Origin of the sequence: Brevibacterium sp. HMSC22B09, assembly GCF_001806795.1 — a bacterium.
Lineage (GTDB): Bacteria > Actinomycetota > Actinomycetes > Actinomycetales > Brevibacteriaceae > Brevibacterium > Brevibacterium ravenspurgense.
Window position 1 is genome coordinate 65559 of record NZ_KV786021.1, and the last position, 26224, is coordinate 91782.

The window sequence follows — 26224 nt, forward strand, 5'->3', positions numbered from 1 at the left end:
GACGTGCGTTTGGTGATTGCTCAGTGCAGTGTTGACTACGTCGGTCGTCTGACCGCCCACCTGCCCATGGCTAAGCGGCTTGTCATGCTCAAGGCCGATGGTTCAGTGCTCGTCCACTCCGACGGCGGCTCCTACAAGCCGCTGAACTGGATGACCGCCCCGGCACAGCTTCGAGTAGATAAGCCGTCCGACGAGCAGGCCGAAGCCGGCATCCGGGAAGTCTGGACTGTCGCGGCCGAAAAGACCGAGGACCGGCTCATCATCTCGATCGCCGAGGTCTTAGAAGACATTACCCACGAATTCGGCGTCGACCCCGGTCTCATCAAAGACGGCGTCGAGGCACACCTGCAGGAGCTGCTGGCAGACCAGATCGACACGCTCGGCGAGGGCTACACAACCGTGCGCAGGGAATACATGACGGCCATCGGACCGGTCGACATCCTCGCCCGCAGCGGCGAGGGCGCCTCGGTCGCCGTCGAAATCAAAAGACGAGGTGGAATCGACGGTGTTGAGCAGCTCACCAGATACCTGGAGCTGCTCAATCGAGACCCGCTTTTGGCACCCGTCACGGGCGTCTTCGCCGCCCAGGAAATCAAACCCCAGGCGCGCACCCTCGCAGAGGACCGTGGAATCCGCTGCGTCATTCTGGACTACGATGCCATGCGCGGAGTAGACGATTCAGAATCCCGCCTGTTCTGAGCACTCGCACACGCCGCGGATGCTTTGCTGCCGGCGGCTTTGAGCCGCGAGTGCTAGGGTCATCGCGGTGGGCACGGCAAAGCGCCGTATCTGCCGACGTCCGTCAACCTAAGCTGGTTACCCTCGCAAGGAGCGAGACGAACAATGAGCAATCTGGAAAAGCGGCCCCGCGTTCATGTGTGCACGGCAGCCGATGCCACTGAACTGACCGTTGTCGAACCGCGCGATATCCGCAGCGTAGACACGCACGGCGTTCCGCTGCGCCGCGCCCTGCCTCACGACGAGCTGGGCATGATCGGCCCGTGGTGCTACCTCGACCACTTCGGTCCGCAGGGCGTTGACGACGAAACCGGCAAGCTCACCTCGCCCACGCACCCTCATGCGGGTGTCGCGTGCATGCCGATGCTGTTCAGCGGCAGCCTGACAGAGACCTTCTCAACAGGCACCTCTGTCACCGTCGAACCCGGCGAAGCATCTTTGTTCATAGCCGGTCGTGGGGCTTCGCACTCCGAGTTCACAACGGAAGACACAGAGATCCTCCACGGGGTGGAGCTCTGGTACGCGCTTCCGGATAAGCACCGTTTTGCTCCGGCTTCCACCCAGCATTATCCCGCGGAATGCTTTTACGCCGGCGACTGCAAAGTCACGGTCTATGTGGGATCCGTGGGTGAGGTTCGCTCCCCCATCGACCCTGTCGTGAGCGTCGTAGCAGCACAGCTGGACATCTACGGCACGGCTGAGATTCCGCTGAGCGACCATTTTGAACACGGCCTGCTCGTTGATTCCGGAGAAGCTCAGCTGACACTCGCAGACGGCACAACAGCCGTCATCGAAGCGGAACAGCTCGCCTTCATCCCCCAGGGCAACAGCACCGTTCGGCTCTCCGCCGATGTCCCCACGCGACTTGTGCTGTTCGGAGGCCAGCCCTTCGACGAGGAAATCGTCATGTGGTGGAACTTCGCTGGGCGCTCACACGAAGAAATCGAGCAGTGGTACGCGCAGTACCGCAGCGAAATCGAAGTCGATGAAGAACAGGATGACGAGGAACGTACCGTAGTCTTCGGTCCTCTGCCGGAAAACCCGACCGACACGCTGTCTCTGCCAACACTGCCAGACGAAGACTGAGCTGCGCGAAGACTTCAGCTGAAACTCAGTGCTCAGCTGAAGTCGAGCATCTCCGGGACAGCGTCCCGCTCGACGTGCGCGCCGAGAGCACGCAGCTTCTCGGCGAAGAATTCGTAGCCGCGGTCGATGTGATCGACCCCTGCGACCTCAGTAGTTCCACTGGCAACAAGACCAGCGAGAACCAGACCGGCACCAGCACGGATGTCGGAGGCTTCCACCTCGGCCCCCGTCAACTCAGCCGTACCGGTGATAAGAGCGTGATTGCCGTCAATTGCGATGTTCGCACCGAGGCGGGCAAGTTCATGAACAAACCGCCAGCGGGCCTCAAACAGGTTCTCCGTAACCACGCCAACACCGTCGGCGACCGCGTTCAAGGCAATGGCAAACGGCTGCAGATCAGTGGGAAAACCGGGGAACGGAAGAGTAGAGATGTTCACCGAACGCGGACGCTGAGGTCCGATGACACGCAGACCGCGCTCAGTGTCAGAAATCGAGGCCCCGGCCGCTTCGAGCTTGTCAAGAACATTCGGGAAGAGATCACGCGTGACGCCCACGACCTCGACATCGCCGGCCGTAATCGCCGTAGCGTAGGCCCACGTGCCACCCACAATTCTGTCGGGCACGCAGCTGTGCTCCACGGGGCGCAGACTTTCCACGCCGTCGATGACGAGACGAGCTGTGCCGATGCCGTCGATCTTCGCACCCATGCTCACCAACATCGAACAGATGTCGACAATCTCCGGTTCTTTGGCAGCGTTGTCAATGACGGTGCGCCCATCTGCCAGAACCGCCGCCATCACAAGGTTCTCTGTCGCTCCGACAGAAGGAAAGGCCAAGGAGATATCAGCACCGTGCAGGCCGTCCGGCGCCTCAGCAACAAAATAGCCATGATCAAGGTGAACATCCGCACCCAGAGCCCTGAGACCCGCTGCGTGCAGATCAAGACCGCGCGATCCAATGGCATCCCCACCGGGAAGTGCGACCTTGGCGCTGCGCATACGGCCGATCAGCGGGCCCAAAACAGAAATAGAGGCGCGCATCGCGCGCACAAGCTGATAATCAGCCTGAATATCCGTGCGCTCAGGGACGTCAATAGAGACGACGCCAGCCCGGGAATCGTAATCAACATCGCAGCCGAGCCGCTCAAGGAGACGGGCCATGATCGAAACGTCGAGAATCGCAGGAACGTTCGTGATGACAGAACGGCCGGGAGCAAGCAGAGCGGCGGCCATGAGTTTGAGGACACTGTTCTTGGCACCTCGGACTTCTACCGAGCCTTCCAAGCGAACAGGGCCGTGGACGCGGAGGACTTCCATCAATTGAACCTTCCGACGGCGATGTTGTCGCCGGGCGGAGACGATTCGATCCACGCGGACAGGGCAGACAGCGAATCAGCATCGAGAGCGAGCCTGCAGATGCGGGGATCAGGGTTTCCGCTGTTGATAGCCAAGGTGGCGATATAGGCATCCGACATAACCGCGAAGCGCTCATCGCCTTCAGGTTTCGTACGCTCAGCAATCTCCATGGTTGAGCGCGGCAAACGCACCGCGGGGCGCGAAGAAAAGCCGAAGATCGGATACCAATCAAGAGTGCTGACGCTGAAAACCGCAACGCCCAAACGCCAACGTGGGCGGTGACTGGAGTCACCGCCCACGCTGTATGAGCAGTCAAAGGCGCCCTTAAGGCGGCCAATGGCCCGACGGCGAACGGAGACTGCTGCAACTGCAATAGCAGCCAATCCCACCAACGAGAGCAGAATAATCAGCAGGACAGATGCATTCACAGTGTCAGTCTACGTTCGCAGGCGTCGGGCTTTGGTCAGACCAGCTTCGCTGTGTCGGCGACGATGTTCACACGGTCGTTTTCAACCGACATGAACCCGCCGGCCGCGTGAGCGGTCACAAGCTGGTCGTTGGAGTCAATGATCCTCACGTCGCCGCCGGCGATCACGGCAAGCACCGGTTCGTGACCGGTCAGGATTCCGATTTCGCCTTCAACGGACTTAGCGACAACGCGCTTCGCCTGGCCGGACCACACTTCGCGGTCAGCGGCGACGACGGTGACATCGAGTGCCATGGATCAGTTCTCCTTCTGGAGCTGCTCGTAGTTGCGCAGCACATCGTCGATCGGGCCGACGTTGAAGAAGGCCTGTTCGGGGATGTGGTCGAAGTCGCCGTCGCAGATGCCCTTGAAGCCTTCGATCGTGTCCTTGATCGGAACGGTCGAGCCTTCAACACCGGTGAACTGCAGAGCGGTGTAGGTGTTCTGCGACAGGAACTGCTCAATACGACGTGCGCGGTGAACCGTGAGCTTGTCTTCTTCGGACAGTTCGTCAACACCGAGGATGGCGATGATGTCCTGCAGTTCCTTGTTCTTCTGGAGGATCTGCTTGACGCGCACGGCAGTGTCGTAGTGGTCCTGACCAACGTACAGCGGGTCGAGGATGCGCGACGACGAGGTCAGCGGGTCAACAGCCGGGTACAGACCGCGCGAAGCGATGTCACGCGACAGTTCCGTGGTGGCGTCGAGGTGTGCGAACGTCGTTGCCGGAGCCGGGTCGGTGTAGTCGTCAGCGGGGACGTAAATGGCCTGCATCGACGTAATCGAGTGACCGCGGGTCGACGTAATGCGCTCCTGGAGGACACCCATTTCGTCAGCCAGGGTCGGCTGGTAGCCCACAGCCGAAGGCATGCGGCCCAGCAGCGTCGAGACTTCCGAACCTGCCTGCGTGAAGCGGAAGATGTTGTCGATGAACAGAAGCACGTCCTGCTTCTGAACGTCGCGGAAGTACTCAGCCATGGTCAGACCGGTCAGGGCGATGCGCAGACGCGTGCCCGGCGGTTCGTCCATCTGGCCGAACACCAGTGCGGTGTTGGGCAGAACTCCCGATTCGTCCATTTCGTGGATGAGGTCGTTGCCCTCACGGGTGCGCTCACCGACACCGGCGAACACAGACACACCACCGTGGTCCTGGGCGACACGGGTGATCATTTCCTGAATCAGAACGGTCTTGCCGACACCAGCACCACCGAACAGACCAATCTTTCCACCCTGCACGTAGGGGGTCAGGAGGTCGATGACCTTGATGCCCGTTTCGAACATCTGAGTCTTCGATTCCAGCTGGTCGAAGTTAGGTGCGGTGCGGTGGATGGGCCAGCGCTCGGTGATCTCGTAGGGTTCGTCGATCATCGAGTCGTTGAGGACGTCACCGGTGACGTTGAAGACCTTGCCCTTGGTGACATCGCCGACGGGCACCGAAATGGGGCCGCCGGTGTCGCGGACTTCCTGGCCGCGGACAAGACCGTCAGTCGGCTGCATCGACACGGCGCGGACGATGCCGTTGCCGAGCTGCAGCTCGACTTCGAACGTCAGTTCGCGGGTGCCCTCAGACAGTTCGACCTCAGTCTTGAGTGCGTTGTAGATTGCGGGAACCGAATCGAGCGGGAACTCGATATCGACAACGGGGCCGATAACTCGAGAGATCCGCCCGACCCCACCCTTGACCTGGGGTGTTTCAGTAACGGTTGCAGTCATGTTCTCTTTCTTTTCTGCTCTCTTAGGGCGTTAGACGCTTCAGTCAGCAGATCCTGCGCCGGCAAGTGCGTCTGCACCGCCGACGATCTCAGAGATCTCCTGGGTAATCTCAGCCTGACGCGCCGAGTTGGCGAGTCGCGTGTACGTCCGGATGAGGTCGTCTGCGTTGTCGGTTGCGGTCTTCATTGCCTGCTGGCGTGCAGCCTGCTCAGATGCTGCCGCGTTGAGCAGCGCAGCGAGGATGCGCGATTCGATGTACTTCGGCAGCAGTGCGTTGAGCACAGTTTCTGCGTCAGGTTCGAATTCGTACAGCGGCAGAGGACCGTCCGCGGTCGTCGGCGCCGGATGATCTTCATCGGCTTCAACGACCTCAAGCGGAAGCAGACGACGGTGTTCGGGCTCCTGAGTAACGGAGTTCACGAACCGTGTGTAGACGAAGTAGATTTCGTCGACACCGTCGTTGCCGAAGTCACGGTCGAAGGCTTCCAGAAGCGTGTTGCCGATCTTCTGGGCGTCTTCGACAGTCGGGTTCTCAGAGAATCCCGTCCAGGCGCCGGCCAGCTGACGCTCGCGGAACGTGTAGTACGTTTCGGGCTTGCGTCCGACCACGTAGAGCTGCTGTTCAACGTTCTTTTCGTCGAGAAGCTGAACGAGCTCTTCTGCTCGCCGGATGACATTCGATGAATATGCTCCGGCGAATCCGCGGTCGGGGCCGATGACGACAACTGCCGCGCGGCGCACGTCTTCCGGTTCCGTGGTCAGAACGTGGTCGACATTCGACTGCGTTGCGACTGCGGATACGGCGCGCGTGATCGCGTTGGCGTAGGGCGTTGCGTCCTTGACCCTGCGGATGGCCTTCTGAATACGGGAAGCCGCGATGAGCTCCATCGCCTTGAAGATCTTCCTCAAGGACGATGTCGAGTTGATCTTCGCTTTGAAGACCCTCTGTGAAGCTCCCATCAGTACTTCCTTTCCCTATACCCGATCAGCGCTGCTTGACGATCTGCTCCTGAACGACTTCTTCTTCGTTCGTGGCGTCGAAGTCTTCAGTGCCGATCGCCGAGCCCCCGTCCGAAGACTGGAACTCGCGCTTGAATTCGGTGATCGCGGTTTCAAGCTCGCCCAGGAGGTCCTTGCCGAGCTTGTCGTTGAGGTTCGCGATCGTGGTCAGAATCTCGGTCTTGCGCTCAAGGTAGTCGTGGAATTCACGTTCGAAGCGCAGGACGTCCTCGACGGGGATGTCATCGAGGTGGCCTTCGGAGCCTGCCCAGATGGACACGGTCTGCTTTTCGGAAGGCATCGGGTCGTACTGACCCTGCTTGAGCAGTTCCATCAGGCGAGCACCGCGATCCAGCTGACGCTTGGTTGCGGCGTCAAGGTCGGATGCGAACATCGCGAACGCCTCGAGCGAGCGGTACTGAGCCAGCGAGATCTTCAGGGTTCCCGAAACACCGCGCAGAGGCTTGCGCTGAGCCGAACCGCCGACGCGCGACACAGAAACACCGACGTCGACGGCCGGGCGCTGGTTGGCGTTGAAGAGGTCCGACTGCAGGAAGATCTGACCGTCGGTAATCGAAATGACGTTGGTCGGAATGAACGCACCGACGTCGTTTGCCTTGGTTTCAATGATCGGCAGACCGGTCATCGAACCGCCGCCGAGCTCGTCCGAGAGCTTGGCGCAGCGTTCAAGGAGGCGCGAGTGCAGGTAGAAGACGTCACCAGGGTATGCCTCACGGCCCGGCGGACGGCGCAGCAGAAGCGAAATCGCACGGTATGCCTCGGCCTGCTTGGAGAGGTCGTCGAAGACGATGAGGACGTGCTTGCCCTGGTACATCCAGTGCTGGCCGATAGCCGAACCCGCGTAGGGAGCAAGGTACTTGAAGCCTGCCGGGTCCGAGGCCGGCGAAGCCACGATGGTCGTGTACTCGAGAGCACCGTTTTCTTCCAGCGAGCGGCGGACCGACGCAATTGTCGAGCCCTTCTGACCACAGGCCACGTAAATGCAGCGAACCTGCTTGCTCGGGTCGCCGGATTCCCAGTTGGCCTTCTGGTTGATGATGGTGTCGATCGCAAGAGCGGTCTTGCCGGTCTTGCGGTCACCGATGATCAGCTGACGCTGGCCGCGGCCGACGGGCACCATGGCGTCGATGGCCTTGAGGCCGGTCTCCATGGGCTCCTTGACTTCCTTGCGGTCCATAACGCCGGCAGCCTGAAGCTCGAGTTCACGGCGACCTTCGGCTTCGATGTCGCCGAGACCGTCGACTGGGTTGCCGAGCGGGTCGACAACGCGGCCGAGGAACTTGTCTCCGACGGGCACCGAAAGAACCTCGCCCGTGCGGTAGACCTTCTGCTCTTCGGCGATGTTGGCGAATTCGCCGAGAACGACCACGCCGATTTCGCGTTCGTCGAGGTTCTGGGCCAGGCCGAGCGTGCCGTCTTCGAAGCGCAGCAGTTCATTGGCCATAACTCCGGGCAGTCCGGACACGTTGGCGATGCCGTCGCCAGCGGTCACAACGGTGCCCACTTCCGTCTTGTCAGCCGAGGCGGGCTTGTAGTTCTCTACAAACTTCCCCAGCGCGTCCCGGATCTCCTCCGGGCGAATTGTCAGATCCGCCATCGCGGTTTCCCTGCTTCCTTGGTTTGTGCGGCGCGGCCGCTGTTAGCTTGCGAGCCTGCGCTCAACTTCTGCGAGTCGGTCGGCAATCGTCGAGGTCATAACTTCGTCTCCAACCTGCACGCGGACACCGCCGACAACGTCGGGGTCGATGCGGATGTTGAGAACGAGTTTGCGACCAAAGCTGGCCGAGAGAGCTGCCTCGAGACGGGACTTCTGCTGTTCGGTCAGTTCCCGTGCGACAGTCACGTCTGCAACTGCGCGCTGCTGACGGAATGCGAGGATTTCCGAGAAGTTCTCGTAGGCTTCGGAGACTCGACGACGGCGCGGGTTGACAGCACCGTGGACGAGCAGCATGAGCGTTTCTGCCGAAACGCGGCTGCCGACGATCTGCTGCAGCAGCTGTTCCTTAGCGGCCGGCTCAGCGTCAGATTCGAGGGCCCGTTCGAGGTCGTGATCAGAGAGAACCAGACGCGTAAAGCGGAACAGCTCTTCTTCGACCTCGCCCAGGCGCTCCTGCGACTGCGCGTGTGCGGCCAGCTGCGACACAGCAGCGGTTTCGACTGCGGTCACGTAGTCCTGAACGCGCGCCCACCGACGTCCGGCGGCGCTGACGAGCAGATCGACGGCGGGAGCCGACAGCTTGCCTGCGAACAGCGAGTTCAGAAGGCCGCGCTTGGCTTCAACGTCGACTGCCGAGTCCGTGAGAACGCGTCGCAGCTGAACATCCGAAGCGAAAACGCCGACAGCTGCCAGGAGATCGGCTGCAAAGCCGGTTCCGGGCGTGACGACGGTCGCTGCCTCGTCAACGGTCTGCAGCAGTGAATTTCTGCTCGATGCCAGCATCACGCGTCCTTGCCGGCCGGAGCCTGTGCTTCGAGGTCAGCGATGAAGCGGTCGACAACACCGTTGGAACGGGCGTCGTCCTGCAGCGATTCGCCGACGATGCGGGATGCGAGGTCTGTGGCCAGCGAGCCGACTTCGCTGCGGAGCGAAATCATTGCTGCCTGGCGCTCAGCTGCGATCTGCGCCTTGGCAGTCGAGATGATGCGTTCGGCTTCTTCGTTGGCCTGCTGCTTCATGTCAGCGATGATCTGAGCGCCGTCTTCCTGAGCCTCGGCACGCAGACGGGCTGCCTCTGCGCGGCCCTCGGCAAGCTGCATCCGGTACTCTTCCAGCGCTGCATCGGCTTCGGCCTGTGCGCGTTCGGCCTTTTCGATGCCGCCCTGGATAAGCCTGGATCGCTCGTCAAGGACTTCCTTGAACTTCGGAAGGATGAGCTTCCAGAAAACGAGCAGGATGATGACGAAGCAGACCAGCGACCACACAATGTCGTAGACAGCCGGAATCATGGGGTTCTGGTCAGAAGCCCCTGCGGCGATGAAAGTAGTCGGGGTCAAGAGTCAGTCCTTATTCCAGATCAGACGAAGATGAAGTGAGCTGCAATGCCGAGGAAGGCCAGGAGCTCGACGAATGCAATACCCAGGAACATGGTGGTGCGCAGCTGGCCGGAGACCTCAGGCTGGCGAGCCATGCCTTCGACGGTCTTGCCGACGAGGATGCCGATACCGATACCGGGACCGATAGCGGACAGACCGTAGCCGACCGTAGAGATGTTGCCCGAGACTTCAGCGAGAATGGTTGTATCCATGGGATGTTTTTCCTTCCGATATCTTGGCCGACTGGCTTAAGCCGACCGTGGTCCCGTGTGTTACAGGAGTTTGTGGGGTTGTACCTCAGTGGTCCTGAGCGATGCTCAGCTGAATGTACACAGCGGTCAGCAGTGCGAAGACGTATGCCTGCAGCACGGCTACCAGGATTTCGAAGAGTGTGAAGGCGAAACCGCCGACGAGAGTCAGACCGCCGAGTGCGAAGAGACCGCCGCCGGCTTCGAAGAAGAAGAAGTGGGTTGCGGCAAAGCACAGCACCAGAAGAAGGTGGCCGACGATCATGTTGAAGGTCAGACGCAGTGTGAGCGAAACCGGGCGGGCGATGAAGGTCGAGACGAACTCAATCGGGGTCACGATGATGTACATCAGCGGCGGAACACCGGCCGGGAACAGCTGGCTCTTAAGGTATGCGCCGCCGCCCTGGGCCTTGATTCCGGCGCCGATCATGACGAAGTAGGCGACGACGGCCAACACCAGCGGCATGCCGATGTTCGAGTTCGGCGAAATGTTGAGGAACGGGATGATGCCCGTGATGTTCATGCAGAACACAGTCAGGAAGATGACGGCGATCAGCGGGAAGAAGCGGTCGCCGTCTTTTTTGCCGAGGATGTCGTGGGCGATGCCCTTGCGGCAGAACTCAAGCGCCATTTCCGCAATCGACTGAGCGCGGGTGGGAACCAGTCGGCCGCCGCGAAGCATCAGCCAGAAGGCCAGCACCATGAGGAGGGAAACTGCGATCCGGATGATCATGATCCGGTTGAGTTCAAAGGGGGTCCCGGCGAAGAGCACAGCGCTGGGGAAGAACTCTTCGAGCCCTGGTGCGTGGAAGCCTCCTCCCTCTGCGACGAGGGACACCGATGAAGTCAGAGCTGACGCGTTAAACAGGGCTAACTCCCAAAGCTCAGGGCGCACGCAAGCATGCAGTGGCCATATGCGGATGGTCGATGTGTTTGCAGAGCCACAAGTGCGGGCTCCGGAAAAACACACACGATTCCCAGAGGAATCATCGCGGTTTGACTGAATCTTACCAAGCGCGACTTATGATTCAAAACTCAGTCGCGTTTCCCGAGCGTCGGATCAACCGTCGGAATCCGAGCGTTCTGCACTGCCCATGTTTCGATCGCCAGGGATGCCACCGCACCGGCAACAAGCGTGATGAACAGAACCATCGGGTGATAGAAGTCTTTGCCGGAAAGCATCGCAATGACTGCGAACAGGAGCACGATCTTCACCAGGAAGCCGCCCATCGCCGCACCTGCCGTGACAGCCGGACCAGCGTCTGCCGTGAACAGCATGATGACCGCGGTGATGCCGAAGAACACAAAGGCAACAGCCGCTCCGATGAGCGCACTGTAGACACCGCTCACACCGACTGTCAGCCCGCCGATCACCGCTGCGATCAACGCGATAGCAACACCGGCAGTCGCACTGAAAACGAGGATCCGCTGCATGAGTCTACTGACGGCCTGTGCGCTGGTGGACTGCTGGCTCATCTTGTGATTTCCCTTCGGTAGCGACGACGGGCGATCACCGGGTAGAAGGTGAACGCGAGTGTTATGAGAAGGCTGATGCCCACAACGATGATGACGATGTCTGTTGGGAACAGCAGGAAGCCGATTGCACCGAAGGCGAAGTCCGCTGTCCACAGGTACATGATGAGCACTGCGCGAGCGTGAGAATGCCCCAGGCGCAGCATGCGGTGGTGAAGGTGCTTCGCGTCCGCGCTGAACGGCGATTTTCCTGCCGCCATTCGGCGGACAACAGCCAGGAAAAGGTCGATGAGCGGCAGCGCCATAACCGCCAGGGGCAGGATGATCGGCATGTAGGCGGCGAAAACACGTTCGTTCGAAAGAAGCGCGGGATCGACCTGGCCGGTGACGCGAATAGTCGATGCGGCCAGCAGAAGGCCGATGAGCATCGATCCGGAATCTCCCATGAAGATCCGGGAGGGGTTGAAGTTGTGCGGCAGGAAGCCAATGCACCCGCCTACAAGAAGCGCGATGATGAGCGAGGCCAGGTTCGCGTAGCTGGCGGGGCTCGTGTCCACGGCCAGCTGATAGCTGTAGATGAAGAAGGCCACGCCGCCGATTGTCACGACGCCGCTGGCAAGTCCGTCGAGTCCGTCGACGAAGTTGACCGCGTTGATGGTGACCAGAACAACGAACACCGTGAGAATGACCGACATACGCGGCGACCCCACGATGATGTCGACCCACGGGATCGACAGCATTGCCACGCCGTTGAGAGCCATAAAGCCCGCGGCCAGAGCCTGTCCGGCCAGCTTCGCGGCCCAGTTGATGTCCCAGATGTCGTCGATTACACCGATGAGCACCAGAAGGCCCCCGGCGCCGGCCACACCGATGATGGGCGCGGGATTGTCAAACAGGTGCCGAAGGAACGGGGTTTGGGATGCAAACAGCAGTCCGACGAGCACACCGGCATAGATGGCCACGCCGCCGAGTCTGGGCGTGGGCACCGAGTGGACGTCGCGGTCGCGCAGCGGCGAGAAGATGAGCCCGCGTTCGGCCACGCGTCGGACCATGGGCGTCACAAGATAGGACACGATAGCCGACACGACGACGATGAACAGGTAGACGCGCATCAGCCGTCCCTATCAGCCTCTCCGGAAGCGGGCGCCTCGTCAGCAGCGGCTCCCTCAGCCGGCACCTCGGGGTCTTCGGGTTCTTGGCCGACATCCAGCAGATTCGGCACGTGCTCGGCAAGAGCCGCGTAGGAAATGGGACCCGAGCGCACCACTCGGGGCGGCTGTGCCGTCATGTCGATGATCGTCGAAGCGCCCTGGCCGGCTGCAGGGCCGGAGTCAAGGTAGACCTCGATGGTCTCCCCCAGCATCTGCTCGGCGTCTTCAACTGTCAGAGCTGCCGGCTGCCCGTGCGCGTTGGCCGACGAAACAGCCAAGGGGCCGGTGCGGCGCAGCACGTCGAGTGCGGGTTCGTGGTCCGGCATCCGAACTGCCACTGTGCCGTGGGTGTCGCCGAGGTCCCAGTCGAGCATGGGCTGTGCGCGGCAGATGATGGTCAGCGCTCCAGGCCAGAACTCTGCTGTGAGTGCCATGGTCGCAGCATCGACGCCCTCGGCGATTCCCATGAGGGTTTCCGGGCGCGCGATGAGCACGGGCGGCGGCATGGTGCGGTCACGGCCCTTCGCTTCGAGCAGGCGCTCAACCGCTTCGGGTGAAAATGCGTCGGCGGCGACACCGTAGACGGTGTCGGTGGGCAGCACGATGAGTTTGCCGTCTTCGATGACCCGTGCGGCTTCGGCGATCACGAGGTCGTGGACCTCTGAGCTGCGAAGGTCATAGTGCCGCGACATGGGTCTCCTCGTGTGGTGTGAAGCCGGTGGTGAAACGTTCCCTGCCAGTGTAGTCGCGGTGGACTTCCACCCGTTCAAAGCCCGCGTTCGCAAAAGCATCGCGCATCTGCTGCCCCTGATATTCAGCGTGTTCGACAGCCAGTGCTCCTCCGGGAACTATGATCCTCGCCGCGTGGGCGATGAGCGCGCGGGGAAACTCCATACCGTCCTCTCCCCCGCCGTACAAGGCGATTTCGGGGTCGGCTTCAACTTCCGGCAGCTTCGGCTGGCGCGCACGGTCGACATACGGAGGATTCGACACCACAAGGTCCACTGGGCAGTCCGGAAAGAACTGCAGTGCGTCACCCTGGGTGACTGTGCACTGCGAACCGCAGCGGCTGAGTGCCCGAGCATGGTTCTCAATGTTCTTCTGTGCCCACCCGTAGGCGGTCGGGCTCAGTTCGATGCCGGTTGCCGAGGTGCCGCCCACCTCGGTTGCCAAGGACAGAGCCAAGGCCGAGGTGCCGGTGCACAGGTCAAGCACCTGCCGGCTGCCGCGGGGGCGGCTGCGCAGAAAGTCAATGCCCCACTGAGCCAGCAGCTCAGTTTCGGGGCGGGGAATGAAAACACCGGGGCCGACAGCCAGGTCGAGGTGCCGGAAAGGGGCCTGTCCGGTGATGTGCTGAAGTGGAACCCGTTCGCTCCGGCGTGTCAGCGCATCCTCAAGGCGGTGGACTACATCGGCGGGAACAGCGGGATCGGACAAGAGCGTCAGGGACAGATCCTTGACATCACTCCCCCAGGCCCATGCAAGAAGAAGGCGAGCCTCCGCATCGGCGGCTTCTATGTCCGCGCGGTACAGCCGAGCGGCTGCAGAAGACAGAATCTGGCGGGCACGAAGCGGATCAGCAGACAATCAGCCGATCCCCTCGAGCCGCTCAGCACGTTCAGCGGCGCGCAGGGATTCGACAACCTCGTCCAATCGCCCGTCAAGGACCTGGTCGAGGTTGTATGCCTTGTACCCGGTGCGATGATCGACGATCCGGTTTTCCGGGAAGTTGTAGGTGCGGACGCGCTCGGAACGGTCCACCGAGCGAACCTGTGAGCGGCGTGCGCTCTGGGCTTCTGCAGCGGCTTCTTCAGCCTGTTTGGCCAACAGACGCGCACGCAGAATGCGCATGGCGGCCTCACGATTCTGCAGCTGTGACTTTTCGTTCTGACAGCTGGCGACGATTCCCGTGGGCAGGTGGGTGATGCGCACAGCGGAGTCTGTCGTGTTGACCGACTGGCCGCCGGGCCCGGACGAACGGTAAACATCGATGCGCAGATCGTTGTCGTCAATGCGGATCTCGTCGGGTTCGTCGACTTCCGGAAACACCATGACACCGGCGGCCGATGTGTGGATGCGTCCCTGCGATTCCGTCACGGGAACACGCTGCACGCGGTGCACACCGCCTTCGAACTTCATCCAGCCGTACACGCCGCCTTCGCGGGATTTAACGGCCAGCGTGATGTCCTTCCAACCGCCCAAAGCGGTTTCCGTGGAGTCGAGGACTTCGACACTCCATCCGCGGTTGGACGCCCAGTGCCGGTACATGTTGACGAGGTCTGCGGCGAACAGGGCGGATTCGTCACCGCCTTCTCCGGCTTTGACCTCGAGCAGGGCATCGCGGACATCATCGGGGTCTTTGGGAACGAGCAGTTCCCGCAGCCGTTCTTCGAGATCGGCAACCACACCGTCCAAGCGGTGTGCCTCTTCGGCAAACGAGCTGTCCTCTTCGGCAAGCTCAGCGGCAGCCTCGCGGTCGCTGCGGGCGGAGTCAATCGCGTCGACGCAGGTTTTCACCTGGCCGAGTTCGGAATACCGCCTGGTCAGCTTGCGGGTCCGCCCCGCATCGGCGAGCACGTCCGGGTCGGCGAGTTCCGCCTCGATTCGGTCGTGCTCGTCGATGAGCGAGCGGACACTGGCTTCCAGCTGCGAAGAGTCAAGCGCCATCAGTCGTCAGAGGCGGCTTTCGGCAGCGGGGTGGTCTTCTGCACCTGCATGAGGAACTCAGCGTTGTTCTGGGTTTCCTTCAGCTTTGAGAGCAGAAGCTCAAGAGCCTGCTGCTGTTCAAGGCCAGCGAGCACGCGGCGCAGACGCCACATGATCTTGCGCTCTTCAGCACCCATGAGGTTCTCTTCGCGGCGCGTTCCGGAGCCGTTGACGTCAACAGCCGGGAAGATGCGCTTGTCAGCAAGGCTGCGCGACAGGCGAAGCTCCATGTTGCCGGTGCCCTTGAACTCTTCGAAGATGACTTCGTCCATCTTCGAGCCGGTCTCGACGAGGGCCGTTGCCAGAATCGTGAGCGAACCGCCGCCCTCGATGTTCCGCGCGGCACCGAAGAAGCGCTTGGGCGGGTAGAGGGCGTTGGCGTCGACACCACCGGACAGGATGCGGCCGGATGCCGGCTGCGCCAGGTTGTAGGCACGGCCCAGACGGGTGATGTTGTCCAGGAGCACAACGACATCCTGGCCCATTTCAACCAAGCGCTTGGCACGCTCAATTGCGAGTTCGGCAATTGCGGTGTGGTCGTCAGCCGGACGGTCGAAGGTCGAGGCGATGACTTCGCCGTCAACCGCGCGGGTCATGTCCGTGACTTCTTCGGGACGTTCGTCGACCAGGACGACCATGAGGTGGACGTCGGGGTTGTTCGTCTTCACAGCGTTGGCAATCTGCTGCATGATCGTGGTCTTGCCGGCCTTCGGCGGGGCGACGATCAGACCGCGCTGGCCCTTGCCGATGGGGGCAACAAGATCGATGATCCGCTGCGTGACGTTCGACGATGTCGTCTCCATCCGCAGGCGCTCCTGCGGGTAGAGCGGGGTGAGCTTCGAGAAGTTCACGCGGCGCTTGGCGTCCTCAACCGACAGACCGTTGACGGAGTCCAGGCGGACGAGGGCGTCGAACTTTTCGCGACGGTTATTGCGTTCGCCTTCGCGGTGCTGGCGAATGGCGCCGACAACGGCGTCACCCTTGCGCAGACCATTGCGCTTGACCATGTTGTTCGACACGTAGACGTCGTTCTGGCCCGGCAGGTAGCTGGAAGTGCGCAGGAACGCGTAGTTGTCGTGTACGTCGAGGATGCCGCTGACGGGAATGAGCACATCGTCGGGACGCAGGTCGTCGTCACCGCGACGACGTTTGCGGTCTCGGCCACGGCCGCGTCGACCACGATCGTTGTTGTCGTCCCGGCCCCCGTCGTCGTGACGGTTGCTGCGGTTATCGCCGTTGTTGCCGCGGTTGTCATTCCCACGGTTGTCGCGGTTATCGCCGTTGTTGCGATTGTCCCCGTCGTCACCGTGGTTCTTGCGACCGCGACCGTTCTTGTTGTTCTTGTGGCCCTGCTTGTCGTCGTGGCCGTTCTTGTCGCCGCGACCACCCTTGTCGTTGTGGCCGTTGTTGTCACGGTTCTTGTCGTCGCGGTTGTTGTCACCGCGGTTCTTATCGCCGCGCTGGCCGTCGCCGGACTGGGAAACGTCGGCAGAGCTGTCGTCTCCGCGCTTGCCGCCACGGCTGCGACGACGCGAACGGCCGCTGTCGTCGCCCTGTTCGGCACTGTCACGACCGTCGGCCTTGTCTTCAGCCTTGGCTTCGGCCTTCTTTTCGTCGTTTTTCTTGCTGTCGGTGTTCTCGGCTTTGTCCGAGGACGCGTCCGAGCTCTTCTTCTTGTCTGCGCCAGCACCGGTGTCTGCACCGGACTGCGCGGCTCCGCCCTGCGCCTGGAGAATGGCGTCGATCAGGTCGCTCTTGCGAAGACGGCGGTAGCCTTTGATTCCCAATCCTGCTGCCATTTCCTGCAGCTGCGGCAGGCGGAGTGCGGACAGGCTTCCGGAGTGGTTGAAGTCAGTGTTTTCTGACACGAAGGTTCCTTCTCCCTCGTTCGGCTGAAGCACAAAGAGGCATTCAGCAATGGTCTGCACATGAAAGTGACTGTGAAAGCACCAGCGTGGGTGCTGAGGTGACTGTTCTTCATCGGAGACAGAACCTGTCGATCCGAACATCACAGCGAAGCGCTGCGGAAGAACAGGTCAAGCATAACGTGAAGAAATGCGGTAAAGCGAATCAGCGCGCCGACAGTCGGCGCGCTGATTCCCCTATGCGTCTGTTCGTGTAATGGTCGCCCCGAAATCTGCTATCGAGGCTGCGATGATCCTGGCATCGTCGTCGCCGAGGACCGAGGCGACTTCATCGCGCAGGTTTTCCCCGGTGCCCAGAACGAGCGCTGTCGGGCCGCCCCCCGAAACAACAGCGGCGAGCCCGTGAGCCCGAAGAGCATCGACCCGAGCCAGCGTTTCCGGCATCGCGGGACGGCGATACTCCTGGTGAAGATGATCTTCTGTCGCCTCGAAAAGAAGCGACGGAGCGCGGCCGATCGCGTGGATGAACAGAGCCGCCGCCGCTGAGTTCGCCACTGCGTCAGCGTGGGGAATCTGCTCTGGAATGAAGGAGCGCGCGTAGTCGGTGTCCAACTTGGTGTCGGGAACGATGAGAACCGCGCGCACAGCCGGGTGGACCGGAACTGAAACAGACCGAGGGCTGCCTTCCGCATCGAGCGTGCTGATGGAGACCCCGCCGAACAGAGCGGGTGCAGCGTTGTCAGCATGCCCCTCGTAGTGAACCGCCCAGGCGAGTCTTTCCTCTTCTGTCAATTCACCTCGTCCCGCGAAGGCAAGAAGAGCATCGGCAATCGAGATTCCCGCAACAACAGCGGCGGCCGAGGACCCCATCCCCCTCGAATGCGGGATCGTGTTGGCACAGCGCAGAGTCAGCCGGTCAGCCAGCGCCCCGTGTCCGTAGTGATCGAGCACCTCGCGCACAACCCTGTGGATCAGATGGTCCGAGGAGGTGGGCACCTGGCCGGCCCCCTGCCCGGTAACCTCTACACAGCTGCTGAGGTCGACCGGATCGGGGTGAAGTTCGGCCACCACTTCATCGGCAATGTCGAGGGCGAGCCCGAATGTGTCGTATCCGGGACCCAGGTTAGCCGATGTCGCAGGGACCGAGACTTCGATGCTGTAGGGCATTATCAGCTCTCCAGGCCCAGTGCGCGGGCCGCGCTGACAGCGTCAACCGGCACGCTCTTGGCTTCGAATTCGCCTTCTGCCGCTTTGAGTGCCCAGTCTGCGTCTTTGAGTCCGTGCCCGGTGACGGTGCACACGATGACAGCACCCTGCGGCACCTGTCCGGCTTCGTGCATCTTCAGCAGACCTGCGATCGAGGCGGCCGAGCCGGGCTCGATGAAGATGCCCTCGGTTGAGGACAGCAGACGGTGAGCGCGGATGATCTGTTCGTCTTCCACCGAATCGATAAGACCGCCCGATTCGTCACGAGCCGCGATCGCCTTGTCCCACGAAGCGGGGTTGCCGATCCGGATGGCAGTTGCAATCGTCTCCGGTTCGTCAACGGGGTGGCCGGTGACAAGCGGAGCCGCACCGGCAGCCTGGAAGCCCCACATGCGCGGGGTCGAATCAGCCAGGCCCTTCTGGGCGTACTCGGTGTAGCCCTTCCAGTAGGCGGTGATGTTTCCGGCGTTGCCCACCGGCAGCGCGTGAATGTCCGGTGCTTTGCCGAGAGCGTCGACAACTTCAAACGCGGCTGTCTTCTGGCCTTCGATGCGGTCGGGGTTGACCGAGTTGACCAGATGGACCGGGTAGGACTCCGACAGCTTGCGGCACAGGGTCAGGCAGTCGTCGAAGTTGCCGTCGACTTCCAGCAGCTGGGCGCCATGCGCGACAGCCTGGCTCATTTTGCCGGGGGCGATTTTGCCCTTCGGCACAAGAACCGCACACGTCATGCCGGCCTTTGTCGCATAGGCGGCAGCCGATGCCGAAGTGTTGCCAGTTGAAGCGCAGATGACGGCCTTTGCACCGGCGGCCTTGGCCGCGGTGATCGCGGCTGTCATACCGCGGTCCTTGAACGAACCGGTGGGGTTCATACCCTCATATTTGACGTAGACCTCTGCGCCGGTGCGCTCCGAGAGCTTTTCGGCGAAGATCAGTGGGGTGCCGCCTTCTCCGAGCGAAACAGGCTGGGCCTGCGGATCGATTGCAAGGTGTTCGCGGTATTCGGTCACGACCCCGCGCCACTGGTGTGCCATGGTCTTTCTCACTGTCCTTCGATGCGCAGAATCGACACAACGTCATCGACCACGTCGAGCGCGCGCAGCCGCTCCACGGTCGTCGCCAGCGCGGATTCGCTTGCACTGTGTGTTGCCACCACGAGCTTGGCGCGCGGGTCAGCCGCATCGTCCAGGCTGGTCTGTTCGACCAGCTTGATGGACACCTCTTGGTCGAGGAAGACCTCGGTGACGGTGTGCAGCACGCCCGGGCGGTCTTGCACGGCCAGTGTGATGTGGTAGCGGGTGGTGATGTCGTCGATCGGGACGATCGGCTGCGAATCGCCTTCGAGCTTCCGGTACTGGCCGGCGCCGCCGAGCACCTTGCGGCGCGCAACCGACACGAGGTCGCCGAGCACTGCGGACGATGTCGGGGCTCCCCCGGCTCCCTGGCCGTAGAACATGAGCTCACCGGCGGATTCAGCTTCGACGAACACGGCGTTGAACGCCCCGCCCACGCTGGCCAGAGCGTGGTCTGCCGGGATCAGCGCCGGGTAGACGCGCGCCGAGATTCCGGCGCCCGGGATGCTTTCGCAGATGGCCAGAAGCTTGATGGTGAAGCCCTGGCTGGCCGCGGTCGAGATCATGTCCGCGGTGATGTTCTCAATACCCTCAACGTGGACGTCATCGATGCTCACGGAGCTGTGGAATGCCAGCGAAGCCAGAATCGCGGCCTTGGCAGCAGCGTCATGGCCGCCGACATCTGCCGTCGGATCAGCTTCTGCATAGCCGAGTTCCTGAGCGGTCTTCAGCGCGTGTTCGTACTCCCAGCCCTTGGCTTCCATCGCGTCGAGGATGAAGTTCGTGGTGCCGTTGACGATCCCGAGCACGCGGGTGATGCGGTCACCGGCCAGCGAATCGCCTACGGGGCGGATGATGGGGATGGCGCCTGCTACGGCAGCTTCGTATTCAAGGCGCACCTTGGCCTTGTCGGCGGCGGCGAAGAGCTCGCCGGAGTGCTTGGCCAGCAGCGCTTTGTTGGCGGTGACGACCGAAGCACCGGAGTCCAGCGCCTTGATCAGCAGCTCGCGGGCGGGTTCGATGCCTCCCATGAGCTCGACGACGATGTCGGCTCCTTCAATTGCCTTGTCGAGATCGTCTGTGATGAGCTCGGCCGGAATGCCGGGACGGGACTTCGAAGTGTCGCGCACACCGACGGACATGAGCTCAAGCGGGCTTCCAATGCGCTCGGTGAAGCTGTCAGCGCGGTTGAGGATCGCGTCGGCGACTTCGCTGCCGACGGTTCCCGCTCCGAGCAGGGCTACCTTAAGAGGCTGGGCGCTCATTTTTCTCCGTTCTCATTGGCCCGGGCGAAGCCGGGATCCGATGCAAACATCTGTTCGTAGGTCTCGGGCAGCACCACCCACTCGGCTTGCCCGTCTTCGACGGCGACGACACCGGGGCGCGGTACGTGGTTGTAATTCGAGGACAGAGGCCTGCAGTAGGCACCCGTGCCGGGGACTGCGATGAGGTCTCCCCGGCTGATGTCAGCAGGCAGGTACTCATCGCGGACCACGATGTCGCCGCTCTCGCAGTGTTTGCCCACCACGCGGACAACAGTCGCCTTGGCATCGGATGACCGTGAGGCCAGTGTGCACGAATAATCGGCATCGTACAGAGCGGTCCGAATGTTGTCGCTCATTCCGCCGTCTACTGACACATAAGTACGGATGCCGGACCCGGTTTCGACTTCTTTTATGGTTCCAGCGGTGTAGAGCGAGAACATGGCCTGTCCGACAATCGCCCGTCCCGGTTCGAAGGACACTGCCGGGCGCGGGAAGTCCGCGTCGTCGCATTCTTCTGCAACCGCAGCGGCCAGCAGACCGGCCATCTGCGCAAAGGAAACAGGTCTGTCCTGCGATGTGTAGCGGATGCCAAAACCGCCGCCCAGGTCGATTTCGGGAACGACGAAACCGGTGTCTTCGCGCAGACAGGCAGAGAACTCAATGATCTTGCGGGCTGCGAGGGCAAAGCCGTCTTTTTCAAAGATCTGGGAGCCGATGTGACTGTGCAGGCCGACGAACTCGAGGTGGGGGTCGGCAATGACAGCACGGGCGGCTTGGTCTGCCGCTCCCCCGCTGATGGACAGACCGAACTTCTGGTCTTCGTGTGCTGTTGCGATGAAGCTGTGCGTGTGTGCTTCAACCCCAACGGTCAACCGCAGCATGACGGGTGCGGTGATGCCGCGTTCCGCGGCAGCCTGCGAGACGCGTTCGATTTCGTCAAGCGAGTCGATGACGATCCGACCGATACCCCAGTCCAGGGCCATGGCAATTTCGTCATCGGATTTGTTGTTGCCGTGCAGGCCCACTGCTTGGGCGGGAACACCGGCGGCCTGAGCTGTGCGCATTTCGCCAAGCGAGCACGTGTCTACGCCCATGCCCTCTTCGTGTGCCCACCGGGCAACTGCGGTGCACAGAAAAGCCTTGCCGGCGTAGTAGGCACGGGCTTCCATGCCCTGGGCGGCGAAAGCCGCGCTGAACTCTTCGACAAAACTTCGGGCACGGTGGCGGAAGTCGTCTACATCGAGCACGTACAGCGGGCTGCCGAAGCGCTCGGCGAACTGTGTCACCGGAACCCCGGCGACTTTCAGAACGCCTTCGGAGTTCTTGACGGTGTTGCGCGACCACAGCGAGGCCATGAGTTCATTGACGTCGGTGGGCACGGGCAGCCAAACCGGCGACGGTCCGGCGTGCAGAACGCCTGAAGGGTGAGCTGGCATTACATCTTCTCCGGTGCTGAGACTCCGAGCATGCGCAGTCCGTTGGCGAGCACGGTCTTGGTCGCACGGTCAAGCACCAGGCGTGTGCCGTGGACGGCAGCGAGCTCTTCGTCTGTGCGCGGCACAACGCGGCAGGCGTCATACCACTTGTGGAAGCTGCCGGCGAGCGATTCGAGGTAGCGGGCGACCCGGTGCGGTTCGCGCAGCTTTGCAGAGTCGGTCACGACGCGCGGGAAGTCGGCGAGTGCCGACAGCAGGACCGCTTCGGTCGGATCGGTCAGCGTTGCCGGGTCGACAGGGGCCTGCTCTACCCCCGCCTCGACCGCCCGGCGTTCCACACTGCAGGCCCGTGCGTGGGCGTACTGCACGTAGTAAACGGGGTTGTCGTTCGACGCTGAGCGCAGAACCTCGGGGTCGAGCGTGAGCGGCGAATCGGTGGGGATGCGCGCCAGCGAGTAGCGCAGCGCATCTGCGCCGAGCCATTCGATGAGGTCGCGCAGTTCGATGATGTTGCCGGCCCGCTTGGACAGGCGCGCGCCGTTGACGCTGATGAGCTGCCCGATGAGGATCTCGATGTTCTCGTTCGGGTCATCGCCGGCAGTTGCCGCGAGTGCTTTGAGGCGGCCTACGTAGCCGTGGTGGTCTGCACCCAGCAGGTAGATCTTCTTGGCAAAGCCGCGGTCCTTCTTGGACAGGTAGTAGGCGGCGTCAGCGGCAAAGTAGGTGGGATTGCCGTCAGCGCGGACGAGCACCCGGTTCTTGTCGTCGCCGAAGTCCGTGGTGCGCAGCCACACTGCACCGTCCTCGTCGAAGATATGGCCCTGTTCGCGCAGGCGGGCCACGGCATCGGCGACCTTGCCTTCGTCGTGGAGGCTCTTTTCGGAGAAGAACACATCGAAGTCAACGCCGAATGCGGTGAGCGTGTCTTTGATGTCAGCCAACTGCAGTTCGTAGGCTTCCGCGCGCAGCTGGTCGTAGATGTCGGCATCAGCGCTGTCGGCCCATTCGGGGTGGCGCTCAAGCAGGGCATCTGCGATTGCCTGCACGTACTGGCCGGGGTAGCCGCCCTCTGGGACATCCTGTCCGCGAAGGCGCGCCAGGACACTGCCGGCGAATGTGTCCATCTGGGAGCCGAAGTCGTTGATGTAGTACTCGGCGGTCACATCTGCCCCTGCGGCTCGCAGGACGCGCGTCAGAGCGTCGCCGACGGCGGCCCAGCGGGTGTGTCCCAGGTGGAGCGGGCCGGTCGGGTTGGCTGACACAAACTCCATGTTGACCGGATCTCCGGCCAGGGCGTCAGAGTGTCCGTAGGAGCTGCCTGCCTCGACGATGTCGAGGGCCAGCTGGCCGGCAGCCGCCTTGTTGAGGGTGATGTTGAGGAAACCGGGGCCCGCAACGTCCACGGTGTCGACACCGGGATTTGCACGCAGCTGTTCAGCGATTTTTTCAGCAAGTTCCCGAGGTGGAACTCCCGCTTGTTTGGCAAGCTGAAGGGCCGTGTTGGCCGCCCAGTCGCCGTGGTCGCGGTTCTTGGGTCGCTCGACCGTGAGCTTGTCGGGAACCGTAAGGTTCAGGCCTTCGTCGGCCAGAGTCTGAATGGCCTGTTCAATTGCTGCTTTGAGATCTTCCGGAGTCACAGGGTCAACGATATTACGCGCGCGTCCAATGCGGCCAACCAGGTGCCGCGGCACAGACTCAGCCGCGAGCGCGCCTCACTCTTGGGGCACCCCGGAGCGAGCCTGCTTCTGGTGGGGCTTTGCATTCGCCGACGTCTTGGAGACCCGGGGCCGGTCAGACAATTGCCTCCTATATCGACATGCGTCAATATAGATACGTGTCGATTCAAGATCAAGGAGCTCCCGGCATGACTGCAGACACCACCACACAGCAGACAACACCCGCACGCCTGTCGACACTGGATAAGTGGCTGCCGGCCTGGATCGGCCTGGCCATGATCGCGGGCCTCCTCCTCGGCCGGCTGATCCCAGGGGTCTCTGAGCTTCTTTCCCATTTGGAAGTCGGCAGCATCTCAGTGCCGATCGCCCTTGGCTTGCTGGTCATGATGTACCCCGTCCTCGCTAAAGTCCGCTATGACAAGGTCGCCGACGTCACCGGCGATAAGAAGCTGCTGATCTCGTCATTGATCCTCAACTGGTTGGTCGGGCCCGCCGTGATGTTCGCTCTGGCCTGGTTGTTCCTGCCAGACCTCCCCGAATACCGCACAGGATTGATCATCGTCGGCCTGGCCCGCTGTATTGCCATGGTCGTGATCTGGAACGACCTCGCCTGCGGTGACCGAGAGGCAACCGCTGTGCTGGTCGCGATCAACTCGATCTTCCAGGTGGTCATGTTCTCAGTCCTCGGCTGGTTCTACCTCACTGTCCTGCCCACGTGGTTGGGACTTGATACACAGGGCCTGGACGTGTCAATGGGCCAGATCGCTCTCAACGTGCTCGTCTTCCTCGGCGTCCCCCTGATCGCCGGATTCGCCTCACGGTGGATCGGCGAGAAACGTCGCGGCCGTCAGTGGTACGAAGAGAAGTTCATTCCCCGAGTGGGGCCCTGGGCGCTCTACGGCCTGTTGTTTACGATCGTGCTGCTCTTCGCGCTCCAGGGCGAGCAGATCACCAGTCAACCGTTGGACGTCGCTCGAATCGCACTGCCATTGCTGGTCTACTTCTCGCTGATGTGGTTCGCCGGCCTCCTGCTCGGCAAGAGCCTCGGTCTTGGCTACGCTCGATCCACAACACTGGCGTTTACGGCAGCGGGCAACAACTTCGAACTCGCGATTGCCGTCGCCATCGGCACCTTCGGCGCTGCCAGCGGACAGGCCCTGGCTGGAGTCGTCGGCCCCCTCATTGAGGTTCCTGTTCTGGTCGGCCTCGTCTATGTCTCACTCTGGGCCGCGAAGGCATGGTTCCGCACTGACCCCTACGCCACGGAGTCGAGCTCGTCATGACTGAAACCACTATGACCCCGACTGCCGATGAACCGTGTGCCCCCGACCCGTCCCACGCCATCGCTCTCGACGTCGCGACGACGCTTGCCGGCACACTCAAGGCACTCGCTGACCCTCTGCGGCTGCGGATGCTCTCAGCGATCAGCACTGATCCGCGTGGAGAGTCATGTGTCTGCGACCTTGCAGAGCTTGCCGATGTTTCTCAGCCAACTGTCTCTCATCATTTGAAAGTGCTGAAGACAGTGGGGCTGCTTGACTCTCAACGTCGCGGCACCTGGGTCTGGTACTCGATTGCCGCTGGTCGCCAGGCCGCTGTGAGCGCTCTGCTGGAGGGGTTCGCCCCCGCCGTCATCGCACCAAACCCGCCGCCCGAGGCAACAATGGTGGGCAGTGCCGTCGACGTCGATGCCCGCATCAGCCGTTTGGCCGCAGACCTGTCGGCAACGTCGGCTGGTGTGTCGCCAGAGACCGTCACCGGCATCGTGCGCGATTCCTACACAGCGCTCGCTCGATCGGCGAAAACCACTCGCTGCCTCATCCCCTTGACCGAGCGCTTCGCGAAGCAGCGCTTGGCTGACATCACCCGGGACCGAGCCAGCGCACCTCCGCAGGTCCTCTTCATCTGTGTCGCCAATGCAGGCCGGTCCCAACTCGCCGCGGCCCTGACACGTCACTTATCCGGAGGTAAGGTCATCGCCCGCTCCGCAGGTTCGACTCCCGCGGCCGGAATCAACCCGAACGTTGCCGAACTCATCAGCACCCTGGACGGAGAGAACGTCGGGGAACTGTTCCCAAAGCCGTTGACCGATGACGCGATTCGCGCGGCTGATGTCGTGATCACGATGGGCTGCGGCGACGTCTGCCCCATCGTGCCCGGGCTGCGCTACGAGGATTGGGCAGTCGCCGACCCAGCACTGGCCTCTCCTGAAACAGCGACACGCATCCGCGACGATCTTGCGACCCGGGTCCAGGCCCTACTCGATTCCCTTACCAGCTGATCGAAAGAGAGACCGCCCCTATGACTGACCACAAACCCTCTGTCTTATTCGTGTGCGTCCACAACGCTGGCCGTTCCCAAATGGCAGCCGGCTACCTGCGCCATTATGCGGGCAACCGCATCGAAGTCCGCTCAGCAGGATCCGTCCCGGCCGAACACATCAACCCCATCGCGGTCGAGGCGATGAGCGAAGACGGCATCGACATCTCCGCCGAGCAGCCGAAAGTTCTCACAGACGAGGCTGTGCAGGACTCAGACGCGGTCATCACCATGGGCTGTGGCGACGCATGCCCCTTCTTCCCGGGAAAGCGCTGCGAGGACTGGGAACTCGATGACCCAGCGGGCCAGGGCATCGAAGCGGTTCGCCTGATCCGCGACGACATCAAGACCCGCATTGAGGCGCTCGCGGCTGACTTACTCGGGCAAGATTGAGG

26 protein-coding genes are annotated in these 26224 nt (G+C 62.1%); 5 read left to right on the top strand and 21 right to left on the bottom strand.

All coding sequences use genetic code 11. The annotated features are described in order from the left end of the window. The first annotated feature begins 3 nt into the window (after window positions 1-3). A complete protein-coding gene (gene nucS / locus HMPREF3087_RS06485) occupies window positions 4-699 on the top strand; it encodes an endonuclease NucS (protein ID WP_070428513.1) in 696 nt (231 codons plus the stop codon). A 144-nt stretch (window positions 700-843) separates the two neighbouring features. Continuing rightward, a complete protein-coding gene (locus HMPREF3087_RS06490) occupies window positions 844-1824 on the top strand; it encodes a pirin family protein (protein ID WP_070428514.1) in 981 nt (326 codons plus the stop codon). A 32-nt stretch (window positions 1825-1856) separates the two neighbouring features. Here the strand turns inward: HMPREF3087_RS06490 and murA are convergent, their stop codons facing one another. The 21 genes from murA to argS form a co-directional block, all read right to left on the bottom strand. Further along, window positions 1857-3140, bottom strand: coding sequence for a UDP-N-acetylglucosamine 1-carboxyvinyltransferase (murA, locus tag HMPREF3087_RS06495; RefSeq protein ID WP_070428515.1), 1284 nt, complete (start codon window positions 3138-3140; stop codon window positions 1857-1859). Beyond that, window positions 3140-3607, bottom strand: coding sequence for a DUF2550 family protein (locus tag HMPREF3087_RS06500; RefSeq protein ID WP_070428516.1), 468 nt, complete (start codon window positions 3605-3607; stop codon window positions 3140-3142). The genes murA and HMPREF3087_RS06500 overlap by 1 nt, the downstream gene beginning before the upstream one ends. A 35-nt stretch (window positions 3608-3642) precedes the next feature. Continuing rightward, window positions 3643-3900: a F0F1 ATP synthase subunit epsilon gene (locus HMPREF3087_RS06505; protein ID WP_019175430.1), complete on the bottom strand. Its 258-nt coding sequence runs from the start codon at window positions 3898-3900 to the stop codon at window positions 3643-3645. 3 nt (window positions 3901-3903) lie between these two features. Next, complete coding sequence (gene atpD, locus HMPREF3087_RS06510; protein ID WP_061942531.1) at window positions 3904-5358, bottom strand: F0F1 ATP synthase subunit beta; 1455 nt, start codon at window positions 5356-5358, stop codon at window positions 3904-3906. A gap of 39 nt (window positions 5359-5397) precedes the next feature. Further along, on the bottom strand, window positions 5398-6318 hold the full coding sequence (locus tag HMPREF3087_RS06515; RefSeq protein WP_062021714.1) for a F0F1 ATP synthase subunit gamma: 921 nt from the start codon (window positions 6316-6318) through the stop codon (window positions 5398-5400). A gap of 25 nt (window positions 6319-6343) precedes the next feature. Beyond that, on the bottom strand, window positions 6344-7975 hold the full coding sequence (gene atpA, locus HMPREF3087_RS06520) for a F0F1 ATP synthase subunit alpha (protein ID WP_070428517.1): 1632 nt from the start codon (window positions 7973-7975) through the stop codon (window positions 6344-6346). Between the two features lie 42 nt (window positions 7976-8017). After that, on the bottom strand, window positions 8018-8818 hold the full coding sequence (locus HMPREF3087_RS06525) for a F0F1 ATP synthase subunit delta (protein WP_061942524.1): 801 nt from the start codon (window positions 8816-8818) through the stop codon (window positions 8018-8020). Next, complete coding sequence (locus HMPREF3087_RS06530) at window positions 8818-9372, bottom strand: F0F1 ATP synthase subunit B (RefSeq protein WP_019175435.1); 555 nt, start codon at window positions 9370-9372, stop codon at window positions 8818-8820. Before HMPREF3087_RS06530 ends, HMPREF3087_RS06525 begins: the two co-directional genes overlap by 1 nt. A 20-nt stretch (window positions 9373-9392) precedes the next feature. Then, window positions 9393-9623: an ATP synthase F0 subunit C gene (atpE, locus tag HMPREF3087_RS06535; RefSeq protein ID WP_062021720.1), complete on the bottom strand. Its 231-nt coding sequence runs from the start codon at window positions 9621-9623 to the stop codon at window positions 9393-9395. 85 nt (window positions 9624-9708) lie between these two features. After that, window positions 9709-10497, bottom strand: coding sequence for a F0F1 ATP synthase subunit A (atpB, locus tag HMPREF3087_RS06540; protein ID WP_019175437.1), 789 nt, complete (start codon window positions 10495-10497; stop codon window positions 9709-9711). A gap of 197 nt (window positions 10498-10694) precedes the next feature. Further along, window positions 10695-11135: a Cg1360 family ATP-synthase-associated protein gene (locus HMPREF3087_RS06545; RefSeq protein WP_070428518.1), complete on the bottom strand. Its 441-nt coding sequence runs from the start codon at window positions 11133-11135 to the stop codon at window positions 10695-10697. Next, window positions 11132-12244, bottom strand: coding sequence for an MraY family glycosyltransferase (locus tag HMPREF3087_RS06550; RefSeq protein WP_061942519.1), 1113 nt, complete (start codon window positions 12242-12244; stop codon window positions 11132-11134). The genes HMPREF3087_RS06545 and HMPREF3087_RS06550 overlap by 4 nt, the downstream gene beginning before the upstream one ends. Further along, complete coding sequence (locus HMPREF3087_RS06555) at window positions 12244-12975, bottom strand: L-threonylcarbamoyladenylate synthase (RefSeq protein WP_070428519.1); 732 nt, start codon at window positions 12973-12975, stop codon at window positions 12244-12246. Before HMPREF3087_RS06555 ends, HMPREF3087_RS06550 begins: the two co-directional genes overlap by 1 nt. Then, entirely contained in the window at window positions 12959-13870 is a 912-nt protein-coding gene (gene prmC, locus HMPREF3087_RS06560; RefSeq protein ID WP_070428520.1) for a peptide chain release factor N(5)-glutamine methyltransferase, read from the bottom strand. Before prmC ends, HMPREF3087_RS06555 begins: the two co-directional genes overlap by 17 nt. Continuing rightward, window positions 13871-14950, bottom strand: coding sequence for a peptide chain release factor 1 (prfA, locus tag HMPREF3087_RS06565; RefSeq protein ID WP_070428521.1), 1080 nt, complete (start codon window positions 14948-14950; stop codon window positions 13871-13873). Continuing rightward, window positions 14950-16857: a transcription termination factor Rho gene (rho, locus tag HMPREF3087_RS06570; RefSeq protein WP_070428608.1), complete on the bottom strand. Its 1908-nt coding sequence runs from the start codon at window positions 16855-16857 to the stop codon at window positions 14950-14952. The genes prfA and rho overlap by 1 nt, the downstream gene beginning before the upstream one ends. Before the next feature lie 234 nt (window positions 16858-17091). Further along, window positions 17092-18021, bottom strand: a complete 930-nt coding sequence (thrB, locus tag HMPREF3087_RS06575) for a homoserine kinase (RefSeq protein ID WP_070428522.1) — start codon at window positions 18019-18021, stop codon at window positions 17092-17094. Window positions 18022-18023: 2 nt separating this feature from the next. Beyond that, window positions 18024-19094 (bottom strand): threonine synthase, encoded by a 1071-nt coding sequence (gene thrC / locus HMPREF3087_RS06580; protein WP_061942505.1) that lies wholly within the window; start codon window positions 19092-19094, stop codon window positions 18024-18026. 8 nt (window positions 19095-19102) lie between these two features. After that, window positions 19103-20398 carry a homoserine dehydrogenase gene (locus tag HMPREF3087_RS06585; protein ID WP_070428523.1) on the bottom strand — a complete coding sequence of 432 codons (1296 nt, stop codon included), beginning with the start codon at window positions 20396-20398 and terminating at the stop codon, window positions 19103-19105. Next, window positions 20395-21834 (bottom strand): diaminopimelate decarboxylase, encoded by a 1440-nt coding sequence (lysA, locus tag HMPREF3087_RS06590; protein ID WP_070428524.1) that lies wholly within the window; start codon window positions 21832-21834, stop codon window positions 20395-20397. Before lysA ends, HMPREF3087_RS06585 begins: the two co-directional genes overlap by 4 nt. Further along, complete coding sequence (argS, locus tag HMPREF3087_RS06595) at window positions 21834-23471, bottom strand: arginine--tRNA ligase (RefSeq protein WP_070428609.1); 1638 nt, start codon at window positions 23469-23471, stop codon at window positions 21834-21836. Before argS ends, lysA begins: the two co-directional genes overlap by 1 nt. 227 nt (window positions 23472-23698) lie before the next feature. Here argS and arsB point away from each other — a divergent pair, with 227 nt between their 5' ends. The 3 genes from arsB to HMPREF3087_RS06610 are packed head-to-tail and all read left to right on the top strand — an operon-like array spanning window position 23699 to window position 26222. Beyond that, window positions 23699-24793, top strand: coding sequence for an ACR3 family arsenite efflux transporter (gene arsB, locus HMPREF3087_RS06600; protein WP_070428525.1), 1095 nt, complete (start codon window positions 23699-23701; stop codon window positions 24791-24793). Then, the gene (locus tag HMPREF3087_RS06605) at window positions 24790-25791 is read left to right on the top strand and encodes a metalloregulator ArsR/SmtB family transcription factor (protein WP_070428526.1); all 1002 of its coding nucleotides are present in this window, start codon (window positions 24790-24792) and stop codon (window positions 25789-25791) included. The genes arsB and HMPREF3087_RS06605 overlap by 4 nt, the downstream gene beginning before the upstream one ends. 20 nt (window positions 25792-25811) lie before the next feature. Continuing rightward, a complete protein-coding gene (locus HMPREF3087_RS06610) occupies window positions 25812-26222 on the top strand; it encodes an arsenate reductase ArsC (protein WP_070428527.1) in 411 nt (136 codons plus the stop codon). The last annotated feature ends 2 nt before the right edge of the window (window positions 26223-26224 follow it).